Genomic DNA, 18,929 nt, shown 5'->3' on the forward strand with positions numbered 1-18,929 from the left:
GTGCAGGTGACTTTTGTTGATGTAGGTTAATTTCGATAACCTTTACAGGGTTATGATAAAATGTGCAATATTTCCTTTATCCATAAATTTACAAATCTGCTCCGTATAGTCTCTTAAAGGTATTTTTCTAAAGATGTTTTCCATACATAATAATTGTTATCTTGACATCAAATTTGCGATGCCCGTTATCGTAGCCACAGTAAACCAAAATGAAGATATTCCGGTGCCCCCTACCGCTTAAAAAGCGAAAAGAACGATTGTTTTTGATGTTCCCTGCTTTATGTGTCCTGATCTTATCTGCAGGCTGTAACCATGAGCCCTCTGAAAGCTCCGGTCAACCGCTATTTAAATTGTTGCAGCCAGAGCAAACACATATCGATTTTGCCAATACATTAGCCGAAGGTTTGAACACCAACGTGCTGATGTACGAGTATTTTTATAATGGCGGTGGTGTGGCTGTTGGCGACTTAAACGGCGATGGCCTTCAGGACCTTTATTTTACCGGTAACATGACCGATAATAAATTGTACCTGAACCAGGGCAATATGCAGTTTAAAGATATTACAACTGATGCAGGTGTGGCCGGCAGGCCGGGTCCGTGGAAAACAGGTGTTACCATGGCCGATGTTAATGGCGACGGCAAGCTGGATATCTATATCTGCTATTCGGGTAAAATACGGGCCGAGAAACGGGTTAATCAATTATTCATAAATCAGGGAAACAACGCTGCCGGTGTGCCCATATTTAAAGATATGACTGCTGATTACGGTCTTGATTTTCCATCGTTTAGTACACAGGCCTACTTTTTTGATTATGACCGTGACGGCGACCTCGACCTGTTGTTAGTTAACCACAATCCGGCCCGGATCAGTATTATGGATGATGCTTTTGTTAAGGAGGTGTCGGCCAAAAAAGATAATGAATCGGGGATCAGGCTGCTGCGAAATGACAATAATCATTTTACTGATGTTACAGGCCCCGCAGGCATTATCAATACATCGCTGTCGTACGGCCTTGCAGCGGGCATTGCTGATATTAATGGCGACGGATGGCCTGATATTTATGTATCAAATGACTACAGCATTCCCGACAGGTTGTATATTAACAATGGTAAGGGTGCTTTTACCGACGAGCTTCAGAAGCAAATAGGCCATACTTCATTTTATTCCATGGGGAACGATGTTGCCGATATTAACAACGACGGCAAACCGGATATCTATACCCTGGATATGCTTCCCGAAGATAACAAACGGCAGAAACTACTGTTCGGCATTGATAATTACGAGGCTTTTGACTTGAACCTAAGGGTTGGCTTTTATTATCAGTATATGCGCAATATGCTGCAGATCAATAATGGCAATGGCTCGTTCAGCGAGATAGGACAGCTTGCAGGCATTTCCAATACAGATTGGAGCTGGTCGCCCCTTTTTGCCGATTATGATAACGACGGCTGGAAAGACCTGTTTGTAAGCAACGGCTATACCCGCGATTATACCAACATGGATTTCCTGAAATTTATGGGCGATAACCTTAAAGACAGGCGCGTAATGCGGCAGGACCTGCTGGATATTGTGAACCAGATGCCATCATCGCAAATGAAAAGTTACCTGTTTAAAAACAACGGTAATACAACATTCACCAATAAAAGTGAGCAATGGGGCATAACATTGCCATCAAACAGTAACGGTGCCGTTTATGCCGATCTGGATAATGATGGTGACCTTGATTTGGTGGTCAACAATATTAATCTGCCTGCTTTTGTTTATGAAAACCAGGCTGCTAAACAAAACGATAACCATTATTTAGCTGTAAAACTAAATGGCAGCGGTGCAAACACACAGGGGGTGGGGGCTAAGGTTAGTATTTATTCAGGTAATAAAACACAATACCTGGAGCAAATGCCAAACCGGGGTTATCAATCGTCAGTTTCAACTATCCTGCATTTTGGGCTTGGGAAAGATAAACAGGTTGATTCATTGAGGATCATCTGGCAAAGTGGTAAATCACAGGTGCTTCAAAAAGTAAAAGCCAATGAGCAAATTGTTTTAAATGAAAAGGACGCCGCGGCTGCGAGTCCTGCACAAAAGCAAATCAATCCAATATTTAAGGAGGTGCCTGCTCTCATCGCAGCCGGCGAAAGCGATAATACCACCAATGATTTTAAACGGCAACCATTAATGGTTAACTCCATATCGTTTTCTGGTTCCATCCTTACCAAAGGTGATGTAAATGGTGATGGACTGGAAGATATTTATGCCGGAGCCCATGATGGTAAAGCCGGTGTTTTATACCTGCAGCAAAAGGATGGCAAATTTATAAGCAAGGCTGTTCCTGCCTTTGAGGCCGATAAGAACAGCACCGATGCGGCAGCATTGTTTTTTGATGCCAATGGTGATGGTAAGGCCGATCTGTATGTAGCCTCCGGGGGGTATGCCGACTATAAGCCAGACGACATACTGCTGCAGGACAGGTTATACTTCAACGATGGTAAAGGGAACTTCAGCAAAGCTAATGGTGCTTTGCCAAAAATGATTAGCAGTAAAAGCTGTGTAAAAGCAGCCGATATTAATGGAGATGGTTCTCCCGATTTGTTTGTTGGCGGCAGGATAATACCCGGGCAATACCCCGAAGCCCCCGAAAGTTATATTTTGATTAATGATGGCAAGGGGCATTTTACTAATGAAACTGCAAAATATAATCCGGCATTAAAAAATATAGGTATGGTAACCGATGCCGCCTGGGTTGATATGAACGGCGATAAAAAGCCCGACCTGGTGCTGGCCGGCGAGTGGATGCCGATCACGGTTTTTGAAAATAGCGGTGCTAAGCTAACCGATGCTACAACAAAATACTTTGATAAAAAATATAGCGGCTGGTGGAACTGCCTGCAGGTAAGCGACATCAACCATGACGGCCATCCTGATATTATAGCCGGCAACATTGGCTTAAATGCGCAATGCAAGGCCAGTGACGCCGAGCCTGCGGAAATGTTTTATAAAGATTTTGACGATAACGGCTCCGTCGACCCGATGCTTTGTTTTTACATTCAGCATAAAAGCTACCCCTTTGTAAGCCGCGATGAGCTGCTTGACCAGTTAAGCGTTATGCGCGCGCGCTTTCCTGATTATAAAAGCTATGCTGATGCCACTATGGACAAAATTTTTACCCCGGAAGAGTTAAAAGGCGTAAAGCAATTAACAGCCAATGAACTTGCAACAGCTTGCTTTATCAGTAATGCGCAGGGCCGCTTAAAACAGGCTGTATTACCCTTGCAGGCCCAGTATTCGCCGGTTTTTACCATCACAACGCTTGATTATGATCATGATGGCAAAGATGATCTTTTGCTTTGCGGCAACATCAACAAGGCCCGCATCCGTTTTGGCAAATATGATGCTAATTATGGCGCATTGCTTAAGGGAGACGGCAAAGGCAACTATCAATACATAAACCAGCAGCAATCGGGCTTCAACATCAGGGGCGATGTAAGGAGTGTACTTCAATTAAATAACGTTTTACTGTTTGCCCTTGATAAAGGCAAAATAAAGGCATATAAGCAATAATAAAAAGGCAATGAAAAAACTGTTAATGCTAATACCTGCCTGTGGCTTATTTGCGATGATAAGCTGCAGCCCGAAAAAGCAACCCGAATTAACCAACCAGGATGTGAGCAAAGTTATTGGCCACATGACCAGCGTCATGATCCATGATGTTACCAACCCTCCATTGGCTGCACGCTTTTTTACCTATACCTGCCTTGCCGGGTATGAGATAGTTGCCGAAAACGACAAACAGATTGGCAGTATGCACGGTGTACTGAATCAATATCCGGATGTCAAGCACCCGAAACAGAATGCCGGTTATAACTACCAGTTAAGCGCATTGCTGGCCATGTTTGAAACATCGGCCAAGTTGCTGCCGTCGGGTATTTTAATGCAGGGATACGAGGCGTCCTTTATTGACTCGTGCAAAAATATCGGCTTCAGCAGTGAGGTTATCGATAGTTCAAAAAGTTATGCCAAAACTATCAGCAAGCAGATCCTGGCTTATGCCAAGGCCGATGGCTATAGGAAAATAAGTAACTATCCGCGTTATAAACTCAAACAAACTCCGGGCAGCTGGGACCTTACTCCACCTGCTTATATGCTGCCCGTCGAACCGTATTTTAATACGATAAGACCAATGACGCTTGATTCGGCCGGGCAGTTTGTTCCTGATGCGCCTATTCCTTTTTCAACCGATAAAAACTCTACGTTTTATAAATTTTTGCAGATGAGCTACGCTAAAAGCGGCAACGGCTTAAAGCAGGAAGAAAAAGATATTGCTAACTTTTGGGATTGTAACCCTTTTGCTGTTCAAAATGACGGGCATATGCTTATCGGCCTCAAAAAGATCTCACCGGGAGCTCATTGGATGGGTATAACGGCCATTGCCTGTAAGCAAGCTAAAGTTGGTTTTTCTAAAACGCTCCAGATCAATACAGCTGTAGCCATAGGGCTGCTCGACGGTTTTATTTGCTGCTGGGACGATAAATACCGTACCAACCGTATCCGTCCCGAAACTGCCATCCGCAAGTATATCGATCCGCATTGGAAACCCTTGCTGCAGACCCCGCCATTTCCGGAGTACATTAGCGGGCATTCGGTAGTTTCAGCAGCAGCAGCGGCTATCCTTACGTATTATTTGGGCGATAACTTTAAATATACCGATGATGTGGAAGTGAATTTTGGCATACCACCAAGGCATTTCAACTCGTTTACCCAGGCGGCTAAAGAAGCTGCTATTTCAAGATTTTGGGGCGGGATCCATTTTATGGATGCTATTGATAACGGTATTGTGCAGGGCAACAAGGTTGGCAACCTGGTTGTGGCTAAATTAAGCGGGCAAAAGAAATCATGACAGAGGCTCCTCGCGGTAGAGGTTTTTTGCCCTGAACTCGGAAGTTCGGTTTAAAACAATAAAAAAAACGTCATTGCGAGGCACGAAGCAATCCCCGATTAGCAGAGCGGCTAAGCAAGTCGCCCTGTATAGTTTGGGATTGCTTCGTTCCTCGCAATGACGCAGTGGAGATGTGTCATTGCATTTTCAAAGTCTAACGGGTACTTTGCTTAAGCAGTATTTACTGATACCCCGCCGCCTGCAAACTAAATAATTCGGCATAACGACCGTTGTTTGCCATAAGCTCCTGGTGTGTGCCGGCTTCAAGGATCTTGCCTTTTTCCAATACGATGATCCGGTCGGCAAGTCTTGCTGTTGAAAACCGATGTGAGATAAGTACCGCCGATTTACCCTGGGTTAGGGACGAAAAACGTTGAAATACCTCGTATTCGGCCCGGGCATCAAGCGCTGCCGTGGGCTCGTCCAGAATCAGCACCTGCGCATCTTTCATATAAGCTCTGGCTAGCGCTACTTTTTGCCATTCTCCGCCTGATAGTTCAACTCCTTCATTAAACCGCCTGCCCAGCCATTGCTCGTATCCCAGCGGAAGTTTAGCTGCAAGTGCATCTGCAAGGCTCTCATGCGCAGCCTTACGGATTAGTTCTGTGTTATCCTGTTCATCAATGTTCCCTACGGCTATGTTTTGTGAAAAGCTCATCTGGTAACGGATATAATCCTGGAAAATAATACCCAGGTTTAACCGTAGATCGGCAATGTCATAATCTCTTAAATCCGCACCATCCAATAGGATACGTCCTTCTGTAGGGTCATATAAACGGGCCAGCAGCTTAACTAAGGTTGTTTTACCTGCACCGTTTTCGCCAACCAGCGCAATCTTTTCGGCGGGATGCAGGGTGAAGTTCAGGTGCCTGTTGGCCCATGATTCGGCATTGTGGTATTTAAAACCCACATCCTCAAATGTAAAGCCCTGCTTTATTGGATTTGGAAATGGTAAAGGAGATGCGGCGACTTTGATATTGGGTTTGATCTCAAAAAACTCATGAAAATCATTCAGATAGATAGCACCCTGTGAAACAGACGTAAACCGGTTCAGAGAATTTTCCATCAGGTTGCTGAGCTGCCGGAATGAACCTGCCAGGAAGGTAAGTGTACCAACCGAAGACTTGCCGGTAACCGTTTGATAAATGATAAAACCATACGCAGCATAATAACCTAAACTGCCTAAAACAGAAAAGAAGGTACCCCAGGCCGAACGCCGCACAGCCAGTTTGCTGTTATCGGCATAAAATTTATCTGATAATGTTTTAAAGCGGTTAATTATGAAATCAGATAAGCCGAAGATCTTAACTTCTTTGGCTGTTTCATCGCTTGCGCCCAGGTAGCGTACATAATCCAGCTCTCTTCGTTCGGGTGTCTGGCTACGGGTAAGTGCGTAATTCTGGCTATTAAAATAGCTTTCGCCCATAAACGAAGGGATAATTGATATGAGCAGCAGCAGGATTAACCACGGATTTAAAGTTAACAGGCCGGTGAGCAGAAAGGCAATTGAGATAAAATCCTGGATCTGGCTCATCACCTGTGATAAAAGCACCGTACGGCCAACTGTTTGCTGCCGGGCGCGTTCCAGTTTATCATAAAATACAGAATCTTCAAACTGCTCCAGATCAAGGGTAGCCGCGTGGCGCATGATGCGCATAGAGGTGTAGTTGGCAAAAAGGTCGCCCAATAGGTTATCCATGAGGCTGATCATCCGGTTTAAGCCGTCGGTTGCTATCGCTAGCAAAAATTCGATGATAACCAGTTTCCACAATTCGTGCTGGCTCCCTTCGTGGCGGTTAAGTAATACCACCTGATCTATGATCAGTTTGCCCACATACAGCAAGGCAACCGGCATGGCCGAACGTACAATACGTAACAAAAAGCTCGCTGTTGTTTTGCCCGGGCTGCTTTGCCATACCAGTTTGAAAAACTCGGGGAGATTGCTTAATGCCGACATGCGCTCTCTGAACGAGATCTTTTGTTCTGGTTTGATATTTCTTGTTTTAGCCATCTGCCGGTTTTTGATAAATGCGATTTTAAACAAAAAAATGCTCATTACTACTGCGTTGCAGGTCTATGAGTGTATTTATGATCATTTACTGACTAATCAGGAATTAAAATAAAAAAAGATTTGTGCAATCGATTGCACAAATCTTTTTTTATTTGTTACTTAGTGAAATAAACCATCAATAAAATTTTCGGAGTTATGAGGTCAGTGAAGCTGTTGTTTGTCGCGCTGTTCGCTTGTTTGATATTACCGTGCTATGGAATAGTACGCTTGCCGCAATTGGTTGCCAATGGCATGGTGCTTCAGCGCGATGCCAAAGTAAAGATCTGGGGATGGGCAGATGCAGGCGAGAAGATCACCGTTAACTTTCAGCGTAAAACATATCGTATAGTTACCGGCCAAAGTGGCTCATGGAAAATTACCCTGCAGCCAATGAAGGCAGGAGGGCCATATACCATGGAAATTACCGGTAATAACCGCATCACAATCCAGGATATCTTGATTGGTGATGTATGGTTTTGCTCGGGCCAGTCAAACATGGTTTTGCCTATGGAGCGGGTAAAGGAAAGATACCCTGATGAAATAGCTAAAGCCAATTATCCACAGATCCGGAATTTTTTTGTGAAGACAGAAGCAGATGTAACCAAACAGCATCCAGACCTTTTGCCCGGCAAATGGATTAAGGCTGATTCGGCAGGTGTTTTGGGTTTTGGAGCTGCATCATGGTTTTTTGCTAAACAGCTATATCAAAAATATCATGTACCTATTGGTATTATCAACTCAAGTGTCGGCGGTACGCCTATTGAAGCATGGATCAGCAATGATGGCCTGAAAGACATTAAACCCTATCATGACCGGGTTGCCCAGTTTGGCAACCCCGCTTTTATAGATAGTGTATTGAAAAAGCACCCGCAGCCCGAGGCTCCGGTTAATATTGATAAAGGTTTAAATGAAGCAAGGCCATGGTACGATACTGATTATTCGCCGCACGGTTGGCACCATTTCTGGCTGCCCGGCTATTGGGCAGATCAGGGTATCAAAGGCCTCAATGGGGTAGTATGGTTCAGAAAGGAAATAAACCTGCCTGCATCGGTACAAGGTAAAGCGGCTAAGCTATTTTTAGGCAGAATCGTGGATGCCGATCAAACATACATTAATGGCAAACAGGTAGGAAACATTACCTATCAGTATCCGCCAAGGCGTTACCCTGTGCCTGCAGGGTTATTGAAGCAGGGGAAAAATATTATTGTGGTACGTATTACCAATACATCGGGCAAAGGTGGTTTTGTACCCGATAAACCGTACTATCTGGCAATAGCCGGTGATACTATCGACCTTCGGGGTGATTGGCAATACAAGGTAGGGCAGGTGTTTGAACCAGTTTGGATGAAACCGGAATTTTCGGCCCAGAATGAACCCACCGGGCTCTATAACGCCATGGTAGCGCCGATTATCAATTATACTATCAAAGGCATGGTTTGGTACCAGGGCGAAAGTAATGCTTCCCGTGCATCCGAATATGGTACACTATTAAAAGCCCTAATTGCCGACTGGCGTAACCGCTGGCAGCAAGGCAATCTTCCCTTTATCTATGCCCAGCTTCCTAACTTTAACGAGGTACAGTACTCGCCAGCGGAGAGTGACTGGGCGAAGTTGCGGGAAGGGCAACTTAGTGCCCTGGAGATAGCCAATACAGGAATGGCGGTGACCATCGATGCCGGCGAATGGAATGATATTCATCCCCTCAATAAAAAAACGGTAGGCGAGCGGCTTGCCCGTGCGGCCGAAAATGTGGCCTACGGTGATGCGGATGTTGTACCAACGGGACCGATTTATCAATCGGCTAAAATTGAGGGGAATAAAATAGAGATCACTTTTAAAAACGCAGGTGCGGGACTTGCTGCTGAGGATGGCGATGAGCTGTCGCAATTTGCAATAGCCGGTGCCGATAAAAAGTTTGTTTGGGCAAAGGCGGTTATTAATGGAGATAAGGTGTTGGTTTGGAATGATAGAATCTCAGCACCACTTTATGTAAGATATGCCTGGGCCGATAACCCCGACGGGGCAAACCTTTATAATAAGGAAGGCCTTCCTGCATCTCCATTTCAAACAGAGAAACTACAATAACCATAAACCAAATTTAAACCAGGAGCAATGAAAAGTACTGCCTTGTTTTTCTTACTCACATGCACTATCGCGGCCAAAGCTCAAAATGCTGCACCGGTAAACTTTACTGCCGATCAGGATCATCAGAATATGATGAAACAGTTGGGGATTAAAACCTTACGTAACGGGCCCAGCGGTGATGAATCTGCCCCTAATCACGCTAATTATGATGAAGCGCTAGCCAATCCTTACCCGGATTTGCCCGATGCGCTCACATTAAAAAATGGTAAAAAAGTAACCACGGCCGAAATGTGGTGGAAGCAGCGCCGCCCCGAAATTGTGGAGGACATGGAGCGCGAGATTTACGGTCGCATTCCTGCCAACGTGCCCAAAGTAACATGGTCGGTTAAGGTTACAGATAAAGAACGGGTTGGCTTTTATCCGGTGATCGCCAAACAGCTTATTGGTCATGTTGATAATACGGCTTACCCGCTCATCAATGTCAATATTGAAATGACCCTGGTAGTTCCGGCAAATGCCAAAGGGCCGGTACCGGTATTGATGATGTTTGGCCGAAGCGCTTTACCTGCGCCCGCGCAACCCCCTGCGGCCGATGTAGAAAAAATCAACACTGCATTAAAAGAGCTGCTTGTAAAAGAACACCCCGAGTTTAAAACCATTTTTGAACAATATCCTGCCTATAACCCCATCGCCGAACAATCCCCTTTTGGCCCCGGTGGTTTCCCGGTTATGAAAGGTGATCCGCCAACGGCAACGCAGCTGATAGCCAACGGCTGGGGTTATGTGTTAATTGATCCGTCATCTATTCAGGCGGATAATGGAGAAGGCTTAACCAAAGGGATCATCGGTTTGGTTAATAAAGGCCAGCCGCGCAAGCCGGAGGATTGGGGAGCTTTGCGTGCCTGGTCGTGGGGAGCAGCACGCGCGTTAGATTACCTGGAAACTGAGCCCGCTGTTGATGCTAAACATGTAGGTATTGAAGGTGTATCCCGGTACGGAAAGGCCGCTCTTGTAACACTGGCTTTTGAGCAACGGTTTGCTATGGGGTTAATCGGTTCGTCGGGGGAGGGTGGGGCCAAGCTACATCGCCGAAACTTTGGCGAAGCTGTGGAAAGTCTTACCGGCGGAGGATACTACTGGATGGCCGGTAATTTTATGAAATATGGCGCATCAGATGCCTCGTTTGGTCCTAAAACTGCAAAAGATCTACCGGTAGATGCAAATGAATTGATAGCCTTATGTGCGCCAAGGTTTACTTTTATAAGCTATGGCGTGCCGGAACAGGGCGACGCCAAATGGCTCGATCAGCAGGGGAGCTATATGGCAACCGTGGCAGCCGGTTCAGTATTTAAACTGCTTGGTGTAAAAGATATAGGTGTTTCAAACGATTATAAAACCGAGAAGATGCCACCGATTAACACAGGGCTGCTTGATGGTGAACTTGCCTGGCGTCAGCATGATGGCGGCCATACCGACGCACCAAACGTAAAATATTTTATTGCCTGGGCCAATAAGTTGATGCATTATGGGAAGGAAGGTGGTGGGAAGTGATTTATCAAAGAGTGACAGCAAGTATTTGATATCCAATGGTTCTGAAGGCGGAAATGATATTTCCATCACGTCGTGCCGAATTTATTTCGGCATCCCATAAGCCAGGGAGCCAATTTACTTTGCGTGGCTGTTTAGCGAGTTAGGTGTTGAACTTATTTCAACACCTAACTCGATTTTTATTATATCATGGGCGGCTCATTTAGAGGCCGCACAATGTGGGCTGCTCAATTAATGTAGATCATGCATGACGTAAACTTAGCATGTGGGGTGCCGAAATAAATTCGGCATGACCTTTAATTTACTCCTATTAAAACCCTATCGAATTACCCCCATCAACCTGTAATACAACCCCGGTTACATATTTGGCGCTGTCTGTAGCCAAATAATAAACGGCTTCGGCAACATCGGCGGGTTCGCCTAATTTACCCATTGGCGTGCGGCCCATAACCTTTTGCTTGCGGACCGGATCATTATCCAGCGCCTTTGCCGACATATCAGTAGCGATAAAGCCCGGTGCAACGCAGTTAACCCTGATGCCCTGCGGTGAAAGTTCGGTAGCCATAGCCCTTGTCATACCCTCAATAGCAGTTTTAGACGCGGAATAAGCAATAACATATGGAATGCCGTATTGCGCCGCCATCGAACTGATGTTAACTATACTTCCGCCGCCTGCTTTTAACATACTTTTTACCACCTCGCGGCTTATGGCAAATACCGAGGTAAGGTTAGTTTGGATCACTCTTGAAAACTCTTCGTCAGTAACCTCGGCAAAAGCCTTTTTATGGTTGATGCCTGCATTATTAACTAAAATATCGGGCACGCCAAATTCAGCTTCAATCTCAGCTACTAATTGTGGGATGCCGGTTGTATCGCTCAAATCGTATTGCCTGTAGGTGCAAAGCTCTCCAAACTGCTGTGCCGCCGAAATGAGTTTTGACTCGTCGCGACCGATAATAATAGTTTTGATGCCCTGTTCTATGAATTTCTTGGTGGTGGCAAGTCCAAGGCCGGACGCTCCCCCGGTTACAATAGCAAGTTTGATTTTTGAGTTCATTAGGGTTTAAAAAATATTATTTTCTTCTGGAGGATTCACGTACTATCAATTCCGATCTGAGGATGAGGCTATGCGTTTGCTGCAGATCCTGCCGGTCTGCCAGATGATTGATGAGCATGCTGGCGGCCGCTTCGCCCATTTCATATCCTTTATAATTTACGGTAGTAAGATTGGGCTCAATTACACAGGCTGCCGGGTCATTATTAAAGCCGGCAACAGCTATTTGTTCGGGTATTTTGATGCCTGCTTTTTTCAACACTTGTATGCAGCTTACGGCACTCACATCGTTAACGGTGAATATGCCATCAGGAAGGGGATCCATTTTTAATATAGCTTCGGTTGCCGCTACAGCTTCTTTCGCGCTCAGATCATTGATGATCACTAATTGCTCATCAAAATCAACGTGGTGTGCTTCGAGGGCTTTTTTATATCCGCGAAGGCGTTCGGCGTAAACATTACGCAGTTGGTTGCCGGTGATATGCACTATTCTTTTACAGCCCTGTGTAAGCAGGTGGTCAGTTACCTCGTAGGCTGCCTTGAAATTATCGATATAGATTTGTGGGTATTGCTCATGCTCAAAAATCCTGTCGAAGAATAGTACCGGGATCTTACGCTTAATAAAGGGTTCAAAATGCTCAATGCTGGTAGTGTCATAAGCCAGTGAAACCAACAAGCCGTCAACCCGGTTATTCAACATAGCCCTGGCGTTACTGGCCTCTTTCTTCATCGTTTCTAACGACTGGCTGATGATGAGGTTGTAATTGTTGTTATTTACAACTTTTTCGATGCCTGCAATAACATCCGACATGAAACTACTGTTGAGCCGGGGGACTATAACACCTATGATATTGCTGTTTTTTCGACGTAAATTACTGGCAAACGAATTGGAACGATATCCCATTTCTTCGGCAGCCTTAACGATCTTCTTTTTAGTATTTTTTTAACCCGGGGATGATCTTTAAGCGCACGGCTAACCGTAGCTGCTGAAACATTTAACTTTTCGGCAATATCATATATGGTTATCTCTTTTTCGTTGTCGTGCATATCAGTGATCTAAAGCAGATAAACGATGTTGCCGGGTGGTTGCGACCGATGCAAAATGGTTTACGGGATAAAAGTATAAAAATATTAACAGATTATTCAAATTTATGCAATCGGTTGCATAAATTTATCGCATTAATAAATATCCGTTTTAAAATAGTATGGTACCAGATTTAGAACAAACCTTCAGGTGGTTTGGCCCGGCCGACCCGGTAACTTTAAATGCAATAAAACAAACAGGTGCAAGCGGGATAGTTACCGCGCTTCATCATATAAACTGTGGTGATGTTTGGAGCCGGGAAGAGATCAGGCAGCGGAAGGTTATAATTGAAAATGCAGGTTTTAACTGGGCTGTTGTGGAAAGTGTAAATATTCATGAAAGTATTAAAATCGGCAATGCTCAGCGTGATAAGTATATCGATAACTATATCCAAACGCTGCAAAATTTAGCACAGGAAGGAATTTTTACCGTTTGTTATAATTTTATGCCGGTATTGGATTGGACCCGCACGCACCTTGATCATCGTTTAGCAAACGGTGCCTCGGCATTGCTTTATAATGCTCCCGCTTTGGCAGCGTTCGACCTTTATATTTTAGAACGGGAGAATGCCTTTAATGAATTTAGCGCTGAACAACAAACCGCTGCAAAAATTTATCTCGAAGGATTGAGTGATAATGATAGAACACTATTAACCAATACTATATTGGCCGGTTTGCCCGGAACCGATGAGGTTTTTACTATTGCCGAGTTTAAAGAACATCTTAATAAATACAGTGGGGTAGATGCTTGCGCATTAAAGGAAAACCTGTTTTATTTTTTAAGGGCGATCATTCCTTATGCCGAAAAGCTGGGTATTAAAATGTGTATCCATCCCGATGATCCTCCGTTTCCTATTCTCGGATTACCCAGGGTAGCATCTTCCTTAAATGATCTTACTGATATTGCAAACTGTTATCCTTCAATTGCCAATGGTATAACGCTTTGTACCGGCTCGTTAGGGGCATCAGGTGCAAATGATATTCCTCAAATTATAGCGGAGTTAGGAGAGAAGATCCATTTTCTGCACCTGCGTAATGTTGCCCGGCAACAGGACGGCAGCTTTTATGAGGCTGATCATTTAACCGGCAGTGTTGATATGTATGCTGTGATGAAAGCTATAGTTAATGAGCAAGTAGCACGCAAAAATGCAGGCCGGACTGATATAGCGATCCCTGTACGGCCAGATCACGGGCATAAACTATTGGATGATTTTAATTACGATACCTATCCTGGTTATTCAGTAATTGGAAGGTTAAAAGGCCTGGCCGAGTTACGCGGATTGGAGATGGGGGTAAAGCGCATGTTGTACGATGGGCTTAGGGAATAAATAAATTCCTATTTGAAATATGTGATAGGAATTATATCTTGCAATCGATTGCAAGATATAAAAATTTATAAACCGTACTAAATGAAGCTGGATCTTAGTCCGTTTCATTCATGAATTTTTCAACAGATCAATTGTAGTTTTTTATAAATCGCTTAGTGGTTTATGAAACTGAATTAATAATGCCATGGCCAAATATTCAATAAAGTACATGTGTTTACTTGCACTGCTTTTTATAGCGGCGATAAGCAAAGTTTATGCAAACGATGGCTATAAACTGTGGCTTGAATATAATAAGGTAACCAACACGCAACTGGCTGCCGGCTACAGGCAGCAATTGAAATACATGATCTTCCCGACGGCATCAGATCAGCTTAAAGCTTCAAAAGCGGAACTCTTAACCGCACTGGATGGCATGCTGACATTAAAACCAGCCGACACTAAAAATATCATGAGCGGGCAAACTGTTATAATAGGCACACCGCAAACATTAAAGGCGTTTTCAATAAGTGTACCTGATAGCATTGGCACCGAAGGATATCTCATTAAAACAACATTGATTGGCCAAAAGAAAGGTATTGTGATAATGGCCAATACCGATGTAGGGGTTATGTACGGTGTTTTTAATTTTCTAAAGCTGATCCAAACCAACCAATCCATAAATAAACTGAATATTTCAGATCATCCGCGCATCATGTACCGGGTATTGGATCATTGGGACAACCTGAACCGCACTGTAGAGCGGGGTTATGCGGGTTCATCCATCTGGAACTGGCATAAGCTGCCAGGTATTGTTGATCAGCGCTATATTGACTATGCGCGGGCCAATGCTTCGGTAGGGATCAATGGTTCGGTTGTGAACAATGTAAATGCCGATGCCCTGATCCTTTCGCCGCAATATTTATTAAAGGTGCAGGCTTTAGCTAATGTGTTCAGAACGTATGGCATCAGGATCTACCTGTCGGTAAAATTCAGCAGCCCGGTTGAATTGGGCGGCTTAAAAACAGCCGATCCGCTTGATCCTGCAGTAAAAAAATGGTGGGCTGATAAGGCTGATGAAATTTATCATTACATCCCCGATTTCGGAGGTTTTTTGGTGAAGGCTAATTCGGAGGGGCAACCTGGCCCGCAAAGTTATGGGCGCACCCATGCCGATGGCGCAAACATGCTGGCCGACGCTTTAGCGCCGCATCATGGTATAGTGATGTGGCGTGCCTTTGTTTATGATAATAAGGTACCCGACGACCGCTTTAAGCAGGCATATAACGAGTTTAAACCTTTTGACGGAAAGTTTAAGGACAATGTGATTATCCAGGTAAAGAATGGCCCGATAGATTTTCAGCCAAGAGAGCCATTTCACCCCCTGTTTGGCGCTATGCCCAATACCCCGCTGATGATGGAGTTTCAGTTAACCCAGGAGTATCTCGGCTTTTCGACCCACCTGGTTTATGAAGCGCCGCTGTTTGCCGAATGCTTGCAATCAGATACATACACACATGGCAGAGGCTCAACCGTAGCGCGGGTTGTTAAAGGCGATTTTAACAGGAAACTGATAACCGGCATGGCAGGTGTGGCCAACATCGGTACCGATTTAAACTGGTGTGGCCATCCATTTGCACAGGCCAACTGGTATGCCTTCGGCCGCATGGCCTGGAGCCCTGATCAATCATCGGCGGTAATTGCCGGCGACTGGCTCAGGATGACTTTTACCAATGATGAAAATTTTGTATCCCCTGTAAAAAGCTTCATGCTGCAATCAAGAGAAAATACCGTTAATTATATGACACCGCTTGGGCTGCACCATATTATGGGGGTATCAACGCACTACGGCCCTGGCCCATGGGTTGATAATGCTGGTCGCCCGGACTGGAACGCCACTTATTATCACAGGGCAGATTCGGCCGGGATAGGTTTTGACCGTACAACTTCAGGAAGTAATGCGCTATCGCAATATGCACCGGAGGTTAAAGCAAATTGGGAAAACCTGCAGACCTGCCCCGATGAGTACTTGCTGTGGTTTCATCGTTTAAGCTGGACTTATAAAATGCGCTCGGGCAGGTCATTGTGGGATGAACTTGTTCATCACTATTATATTGGGGCCGATTCCGTTAAGCAAATGGGGCTTACCTGGGATAAAATGCAGGGCAAGATAGACGCAGAACGTTTTACTGAAGTAAAACAGCTGATGGAGGTTCAATTAAATGAGGCTACGACCTGGCGGGATGCTTGTGTTTTATATTTTCAAACATTTTCAAAAATGCCCGTCGGGGCTGCTTATCCTAAGCCGGAGCATCCGCTGGATTATTATAAAAAGCTGAAATTTTACTATGTGCCGGGCATAGGGGGCAATAACTACATGACCAATTAATGATCACCATAAACCAAACGCCAATGAGCAAGCAATTTACCACAGCAAAATTAATCCTTACGCTTTTTGCACCGTTATGCATTTTGAGTGCATGCAACTCATCAACTAAAAAAACAGCAGATGTAGCCGACAGCACTAAAGTGGATACGGGTAAAAAAGTAAAATACCTTTCCCAGCCGCTTATCAGTTCCATTTATACTGCTGATCCTTCGGCACATGTATTTAACGGTAAAATTTATATCTATCCTTCGCATGATATCAATGCAGGTATCCCCGAAAATGATAACGGCGATCATTTTGCCATGAAGGATTATCACATCCTGTCGATGGATAGCATTGGCGGTAAGGTTACAGACAATGGTGTAGCGCTTGATATTAAAGATATTCCATGGGCAGGCAGGCAGCTTTGGGCGCCGGATGCCGCTTATAAAAATGGGACCTACTACCTGTATTTTCCGGTAAAGGATAAAAAGGATGTTTTCCATATTGGTGTAGCAACTTCTGCCAACCCGGTGGGCCCCTTCAAAGCCGAACCTGAGCCAATAGCAGGAAGTTACAGTATTGATCCGGCTGTGTTTACGGATACTGATGGTAAAACCTATATGTATTTCGGCGGGATATGGGGCGGACAGCTTCAGCGCTGGACAACCGGCAAATATGAAGCAGACGGATCAAAAACCGATTCGAAACAGGAAGATGCCCCGGCTATAAGCTGTAAAGTAGCTCTGCTTAAACCCGATATGAAAACCTTTGACGGCACTGTAAAAGATGCTGTTATTTTAGATAGCCTTGGCAAACCGCTGCTGACCAAAGACCACGACCGCCGCTTTTTTGAAGGTTCGTGGATGCACAAGTACAACGGTAAATACTACTTTACCTATTCAACCGGCGATACGCATTTCCTTTGCTATGCAATAGGCAACAGTCCGCTGGGGCCATTTACCTATAAAGGCGTATTTATGAAGCCGGTACAAGGTTGGACAACTCATCATTCCATTATCGAAATAAAAGGCAAATGGTATATATTTTATCATGATACCCAGCTATCGGGCAAAACGCATCTGCGCAATGTGAAGGTAACCGAACTACAGCATAACGCTGATGGATCTATTAAACTGATTGATCCGTTTTTGTAGGAGCGTATTCATTAAAATGTATGAAAATAAAAATAGGCTGCTTCCACATGTGAAGTGCCTATTTTATTTTCAGTTCTTTTGCACAGGCGTTATCCTGAACTCAGTTTTATAGTTGTTTCTAAGGATGCCGATATATTGGAACTGGCCTATTTTATCCTCGGTAAGCATTTTAAACAAGTTGTCGGATGTTTCGACCGGCTGGTTGTTGAAGGAATAAATAATATCCCCGCTAAGGATCCCTGCTTTAGCAGCAGGGCTATCTTTAGCAACATCCGAAACAAATAACGCCTGTTTATTAGATACCTCATGAATTGCGCGAAGTTTCGGAACCAGATCTATCTGCTGCATAACAACACCAAGGTATGCCCTTTTTACCTTTCCAAACCTGATGAGCTGATTTGCAATATCCTTAGCTGTGTTAATGCTGATAGCAAAGCAGATGCCCTGGGCTCCTCTGATTACCGCGGTATTTACGCCTACTACCTCGCCATCACCGTTGACTAACGGCCCGCCTGAATTTCCGGGGTTTAGTGCCGCATCTGTCTGGATCATGCTATCCATCAACCTGCCGCCCTGGCCTTCCAATGTTCGGCCTAGTGCGCTAACTACTCCGGCTGTTACCGTATGCTGAAATCCTAACGGGTTTCCGATTGCGATGACCAGCTGACCGATCTGAAGCTGATCGGCGTCCCCGAATTTCACAGGTGTAAACTCTGCACCGTTGATTTTAAGGATGGCTAAATCTGTATCCTGGTCCTCGCCAACGAGTTCCGCAGCGTGCGTTGTGCCGTCATGCATTTTTACGGTAATCTTTTTGGCGTTATGTATAACGTGGCTGTTGGTGAAGAGGTAACCATCCGAAGAGAATAAAAATCCTGAACCCGATCCGGCAGCCTGTTCTTTTCCGTTTACATGATTGAAAATCTCGATCTTTACAACTGCTGTCTTTACTTTATCAACAGCATTGATAATTGTAGCTGAATAGCTATCCATAATAATCCTTTCAAAAGTAATAGCCCATGAATTGACATGAAAAATATGTATCTTTATGGAAATGAATATAATAGAGACGATTAGTAGATTTCCAGATCAGGCTACCTGCATAAGTTATCTTGAGCACCTAAGGTGGCAGGAAGCGCCTACATGCCCTTATTGTGGCGGAAAGCGAAGCAGCAAACGTACAGCCACCCATCGGCATCAATGCCATGAATGCAATCGTAGCTACAGTGTATTGGTTGGGACGATTTTCGAAGATACGAAGCTGCCTTTACCCAAATGGTTTCTGGCTATTAGTTTAATCCTGAATGCTAAAAAAGGCTTATCTGCCCGCCAACTTGCCAGGGAT

The 18,929-nt window shown here is 44.6% G+C and carries 13 protein-coding genes; 8 read left to right on the plus strand and 5 right to left on the minus strand.

What is annotated here, in order from left to right:
• Window positions 1-209 precede the first annotated feature (209 nt).
• Together BMX50_RS30345 and BMX50_RS30350 are read left to right on the plus strand one after the other, a co-directional pair.
• Window positions 210-3,560: a VCBS repeat-containing protein gene (locus BMX50_RS30345; protein WP_208864833.1), complete on the plus strand. Its 3,351-nt coding sequence runs from the start codon at window positions 210-212 to the stop codon at window positions 3,558-3,560.
• A 10-nt stretch (window positions 3,561-3,570) separates the two neighbouring features.
• A complete protein-coding gene (locus tag BMX50_RS30350) occupies window positions 3,571-4,896 on the plus strand; it encodes a vanadium-dependent haloperoxidase (RefSeq protein WP_091220256.1) in 1,326 nt (441 codons plus the stop codon).
• A 220-nt stretch (window positions 4,897-5,116) separates the two neighbouring features.
• On the opposite strand, the gene BMX50_RS30355 is transcribed toward BMX50_RS30350, so the two are convergent.
• The gene (locus tag BMX50_RS30355; RefSeq protein WP_091220300.1) at window positions 5,117-6,946 is read right to left on the minus strand and encodes an ABC transporter ATP-binding protein; all 1,830 of its coding nucleotides are present in this window, start codon (window positions 6,944-6,946) and stop codon (window positions 5,117-5,119) included.
• A 195-nt stretch (window positions 6,947-7,141) separates the two neighbouring features.
• On the opposite strand from BMX50_RS30355, the gene BMX50_RS30360 reads away from it, so the two are divergent.
• Together BMX50_RS30360 and BMX50_RS30365 are read left to right on the plus strand one after the other, a co-directional pair.
• Entirely contained in the window at window positions 7,142-9,070 is a 1,929-nt protein-coding gene (locus BMX50_RS30360) for a sialate O-acetylesterase (protein ID WP_091220262.1), read from the plus strand.
• 27 nt (window positions 9,071-9,097) lie between these two features.
• Window positions 9,098-10,621 (plus strand): glucuronyl esterase domain-containing protein, encoded by a 1,524-nt coding sequence (locus BMX50_RS30365; protein WP_091220264.1) that lies wholly within the window; start codon window positions 9,098-9,100, stop codon window positions 10,619-10,621.
• Window positions 10,622-10,928: 307 nt separating this feature from the next.
• On the opposite strand, the gene BMX50_RS30370 is transcribed toward BMX50_RS30365, so the two are convergent.
• From BMX50_RS30370 to BMX50_RS34990, 3 genes are read right to left on the minus strand one after another with little or no spacing between them, the layout of a single operon-like run.
• Entirely contained in the window at window positions 10,929-11,675 is a 747-nt protein-coding gene (locus BMX50_RS30370) for an SDR family NAD(P)-dependent oxidoreductase (RefSeq protein ID WP_091220269.1), read from the minus strand.
• Between the two features lie 16 nt (window positions 11,676-11,691).
• On the minus strand, window positions 11,692-12,483 hold the full coding sequence (locus tag BMX50_RS30375) for a LacI family DNA-binding transcriptional regulator (RefSeq protein ID WP_244281144.1): 792 nt from the start codon (window positions 12,481-12,483) through the stop codon (window positions 11,692-11,694).
• Between the two features lie 32 nt (window positions 12,484-12,515).
• Window positions 12,516-12,719 (minus strand): LacI family DNA-binding transcriptional regulator, encoded by a 204-nt coding sequence (locus BMX50_RS34990; protein ID WP_244281145.1) that lies wholly within the window; start codon window positions 12,717-12,719, stop codon window positions 12,516-12,518.
• A gap of 158 nt (window positions 12,720-12,877) precedes the next feature.
• On the opposite strand from BMX50_RS34990, the gene uxuA reads away from it, so the two are divergent.
• The 3 genes from uxuA to BMX50_RS30390 all read left to right on the plus strand — a co-directional run bounded on the left by uxuA (window position 12,878) and on the right by BMX50_RS30390 (window position 17,584).
• Window positions 12,878-14,083, plus strand: a complete 1,206-nt coding sequence (gene uxuA, locus BMX50_RS30380; RefSeq protein ID WP_091220274.1) for a mannonate dehydratase — start codon at window positions 12,878-12,880, stop codon at window positions 14,081-14,083.
• A 184-nt stretch (window positions 14,084-14,267) separates the two neighbouring features.
• A complete protein-coding gene (locus tag BMX50_RS30385; RefSeq protein WP_091220277.1) occupies window positions 14,268-16,448 on the plus strand; it encodes an alpha-glucuronidase family glycosyl hydrolase in 2,181 nt (726 codons plus the stop codon).
• A 23-nt stretch (window positions 16,449-16,471) separates the two neighbouring features.
• Window positions 16,472-17,584 carry a glycoside hydrolase family 43 protein gene (locus tag BMX50_RS30390; protein WP_091220303.1) on the plus strand — a complete coding sequence of 371 codons (1,113 nt, stop codon included), beginning with the start codon at window positions 16,472-16,474 and terminating at the stop codon, window positions 17,582-17,584.
• Window positions 17,585-17,653: 69 nt separating this feature from the next.
• Here the strand turns inward: BMX50_RS30390 and BMX50_RS30395 are convergent, their stop codons facing one another.
• Window positions 17,654-18,577, minus strand: a complete 924-nt coding sequence (locus tag BMX50_RS30395) for a S1C family serine protease (RefSeq protein ID WP_091220280.1) — start codon at window positions 18,575-18,577, stop codon at window positions 17,654-17,656.
• Between the two features lie 61 nt (window positions 18,578-18,638).
• Between BMX50_RS30395 and BMX50_RS35230 the strand changes: the two genes are divergently transcribed.
• A partial coding sequence (locus BMX50_RS35230; RefSeq protein ID WP_394332329.1) for a transposase occupies window positions 18,639-18,929 on the plus strand: 291 nt, incomplete at its 3' end.

This window comes from Mucilaginibacter gossypiicola (genome assembly GCF_900110105.1).
Lineage (GTDB): Bacteria > Bacteroidota > Bacteroidia > Sphingobacteriales > Sphingobacteriaceae > Mucilaginibacter > Mucilaginibacter gossypiicola.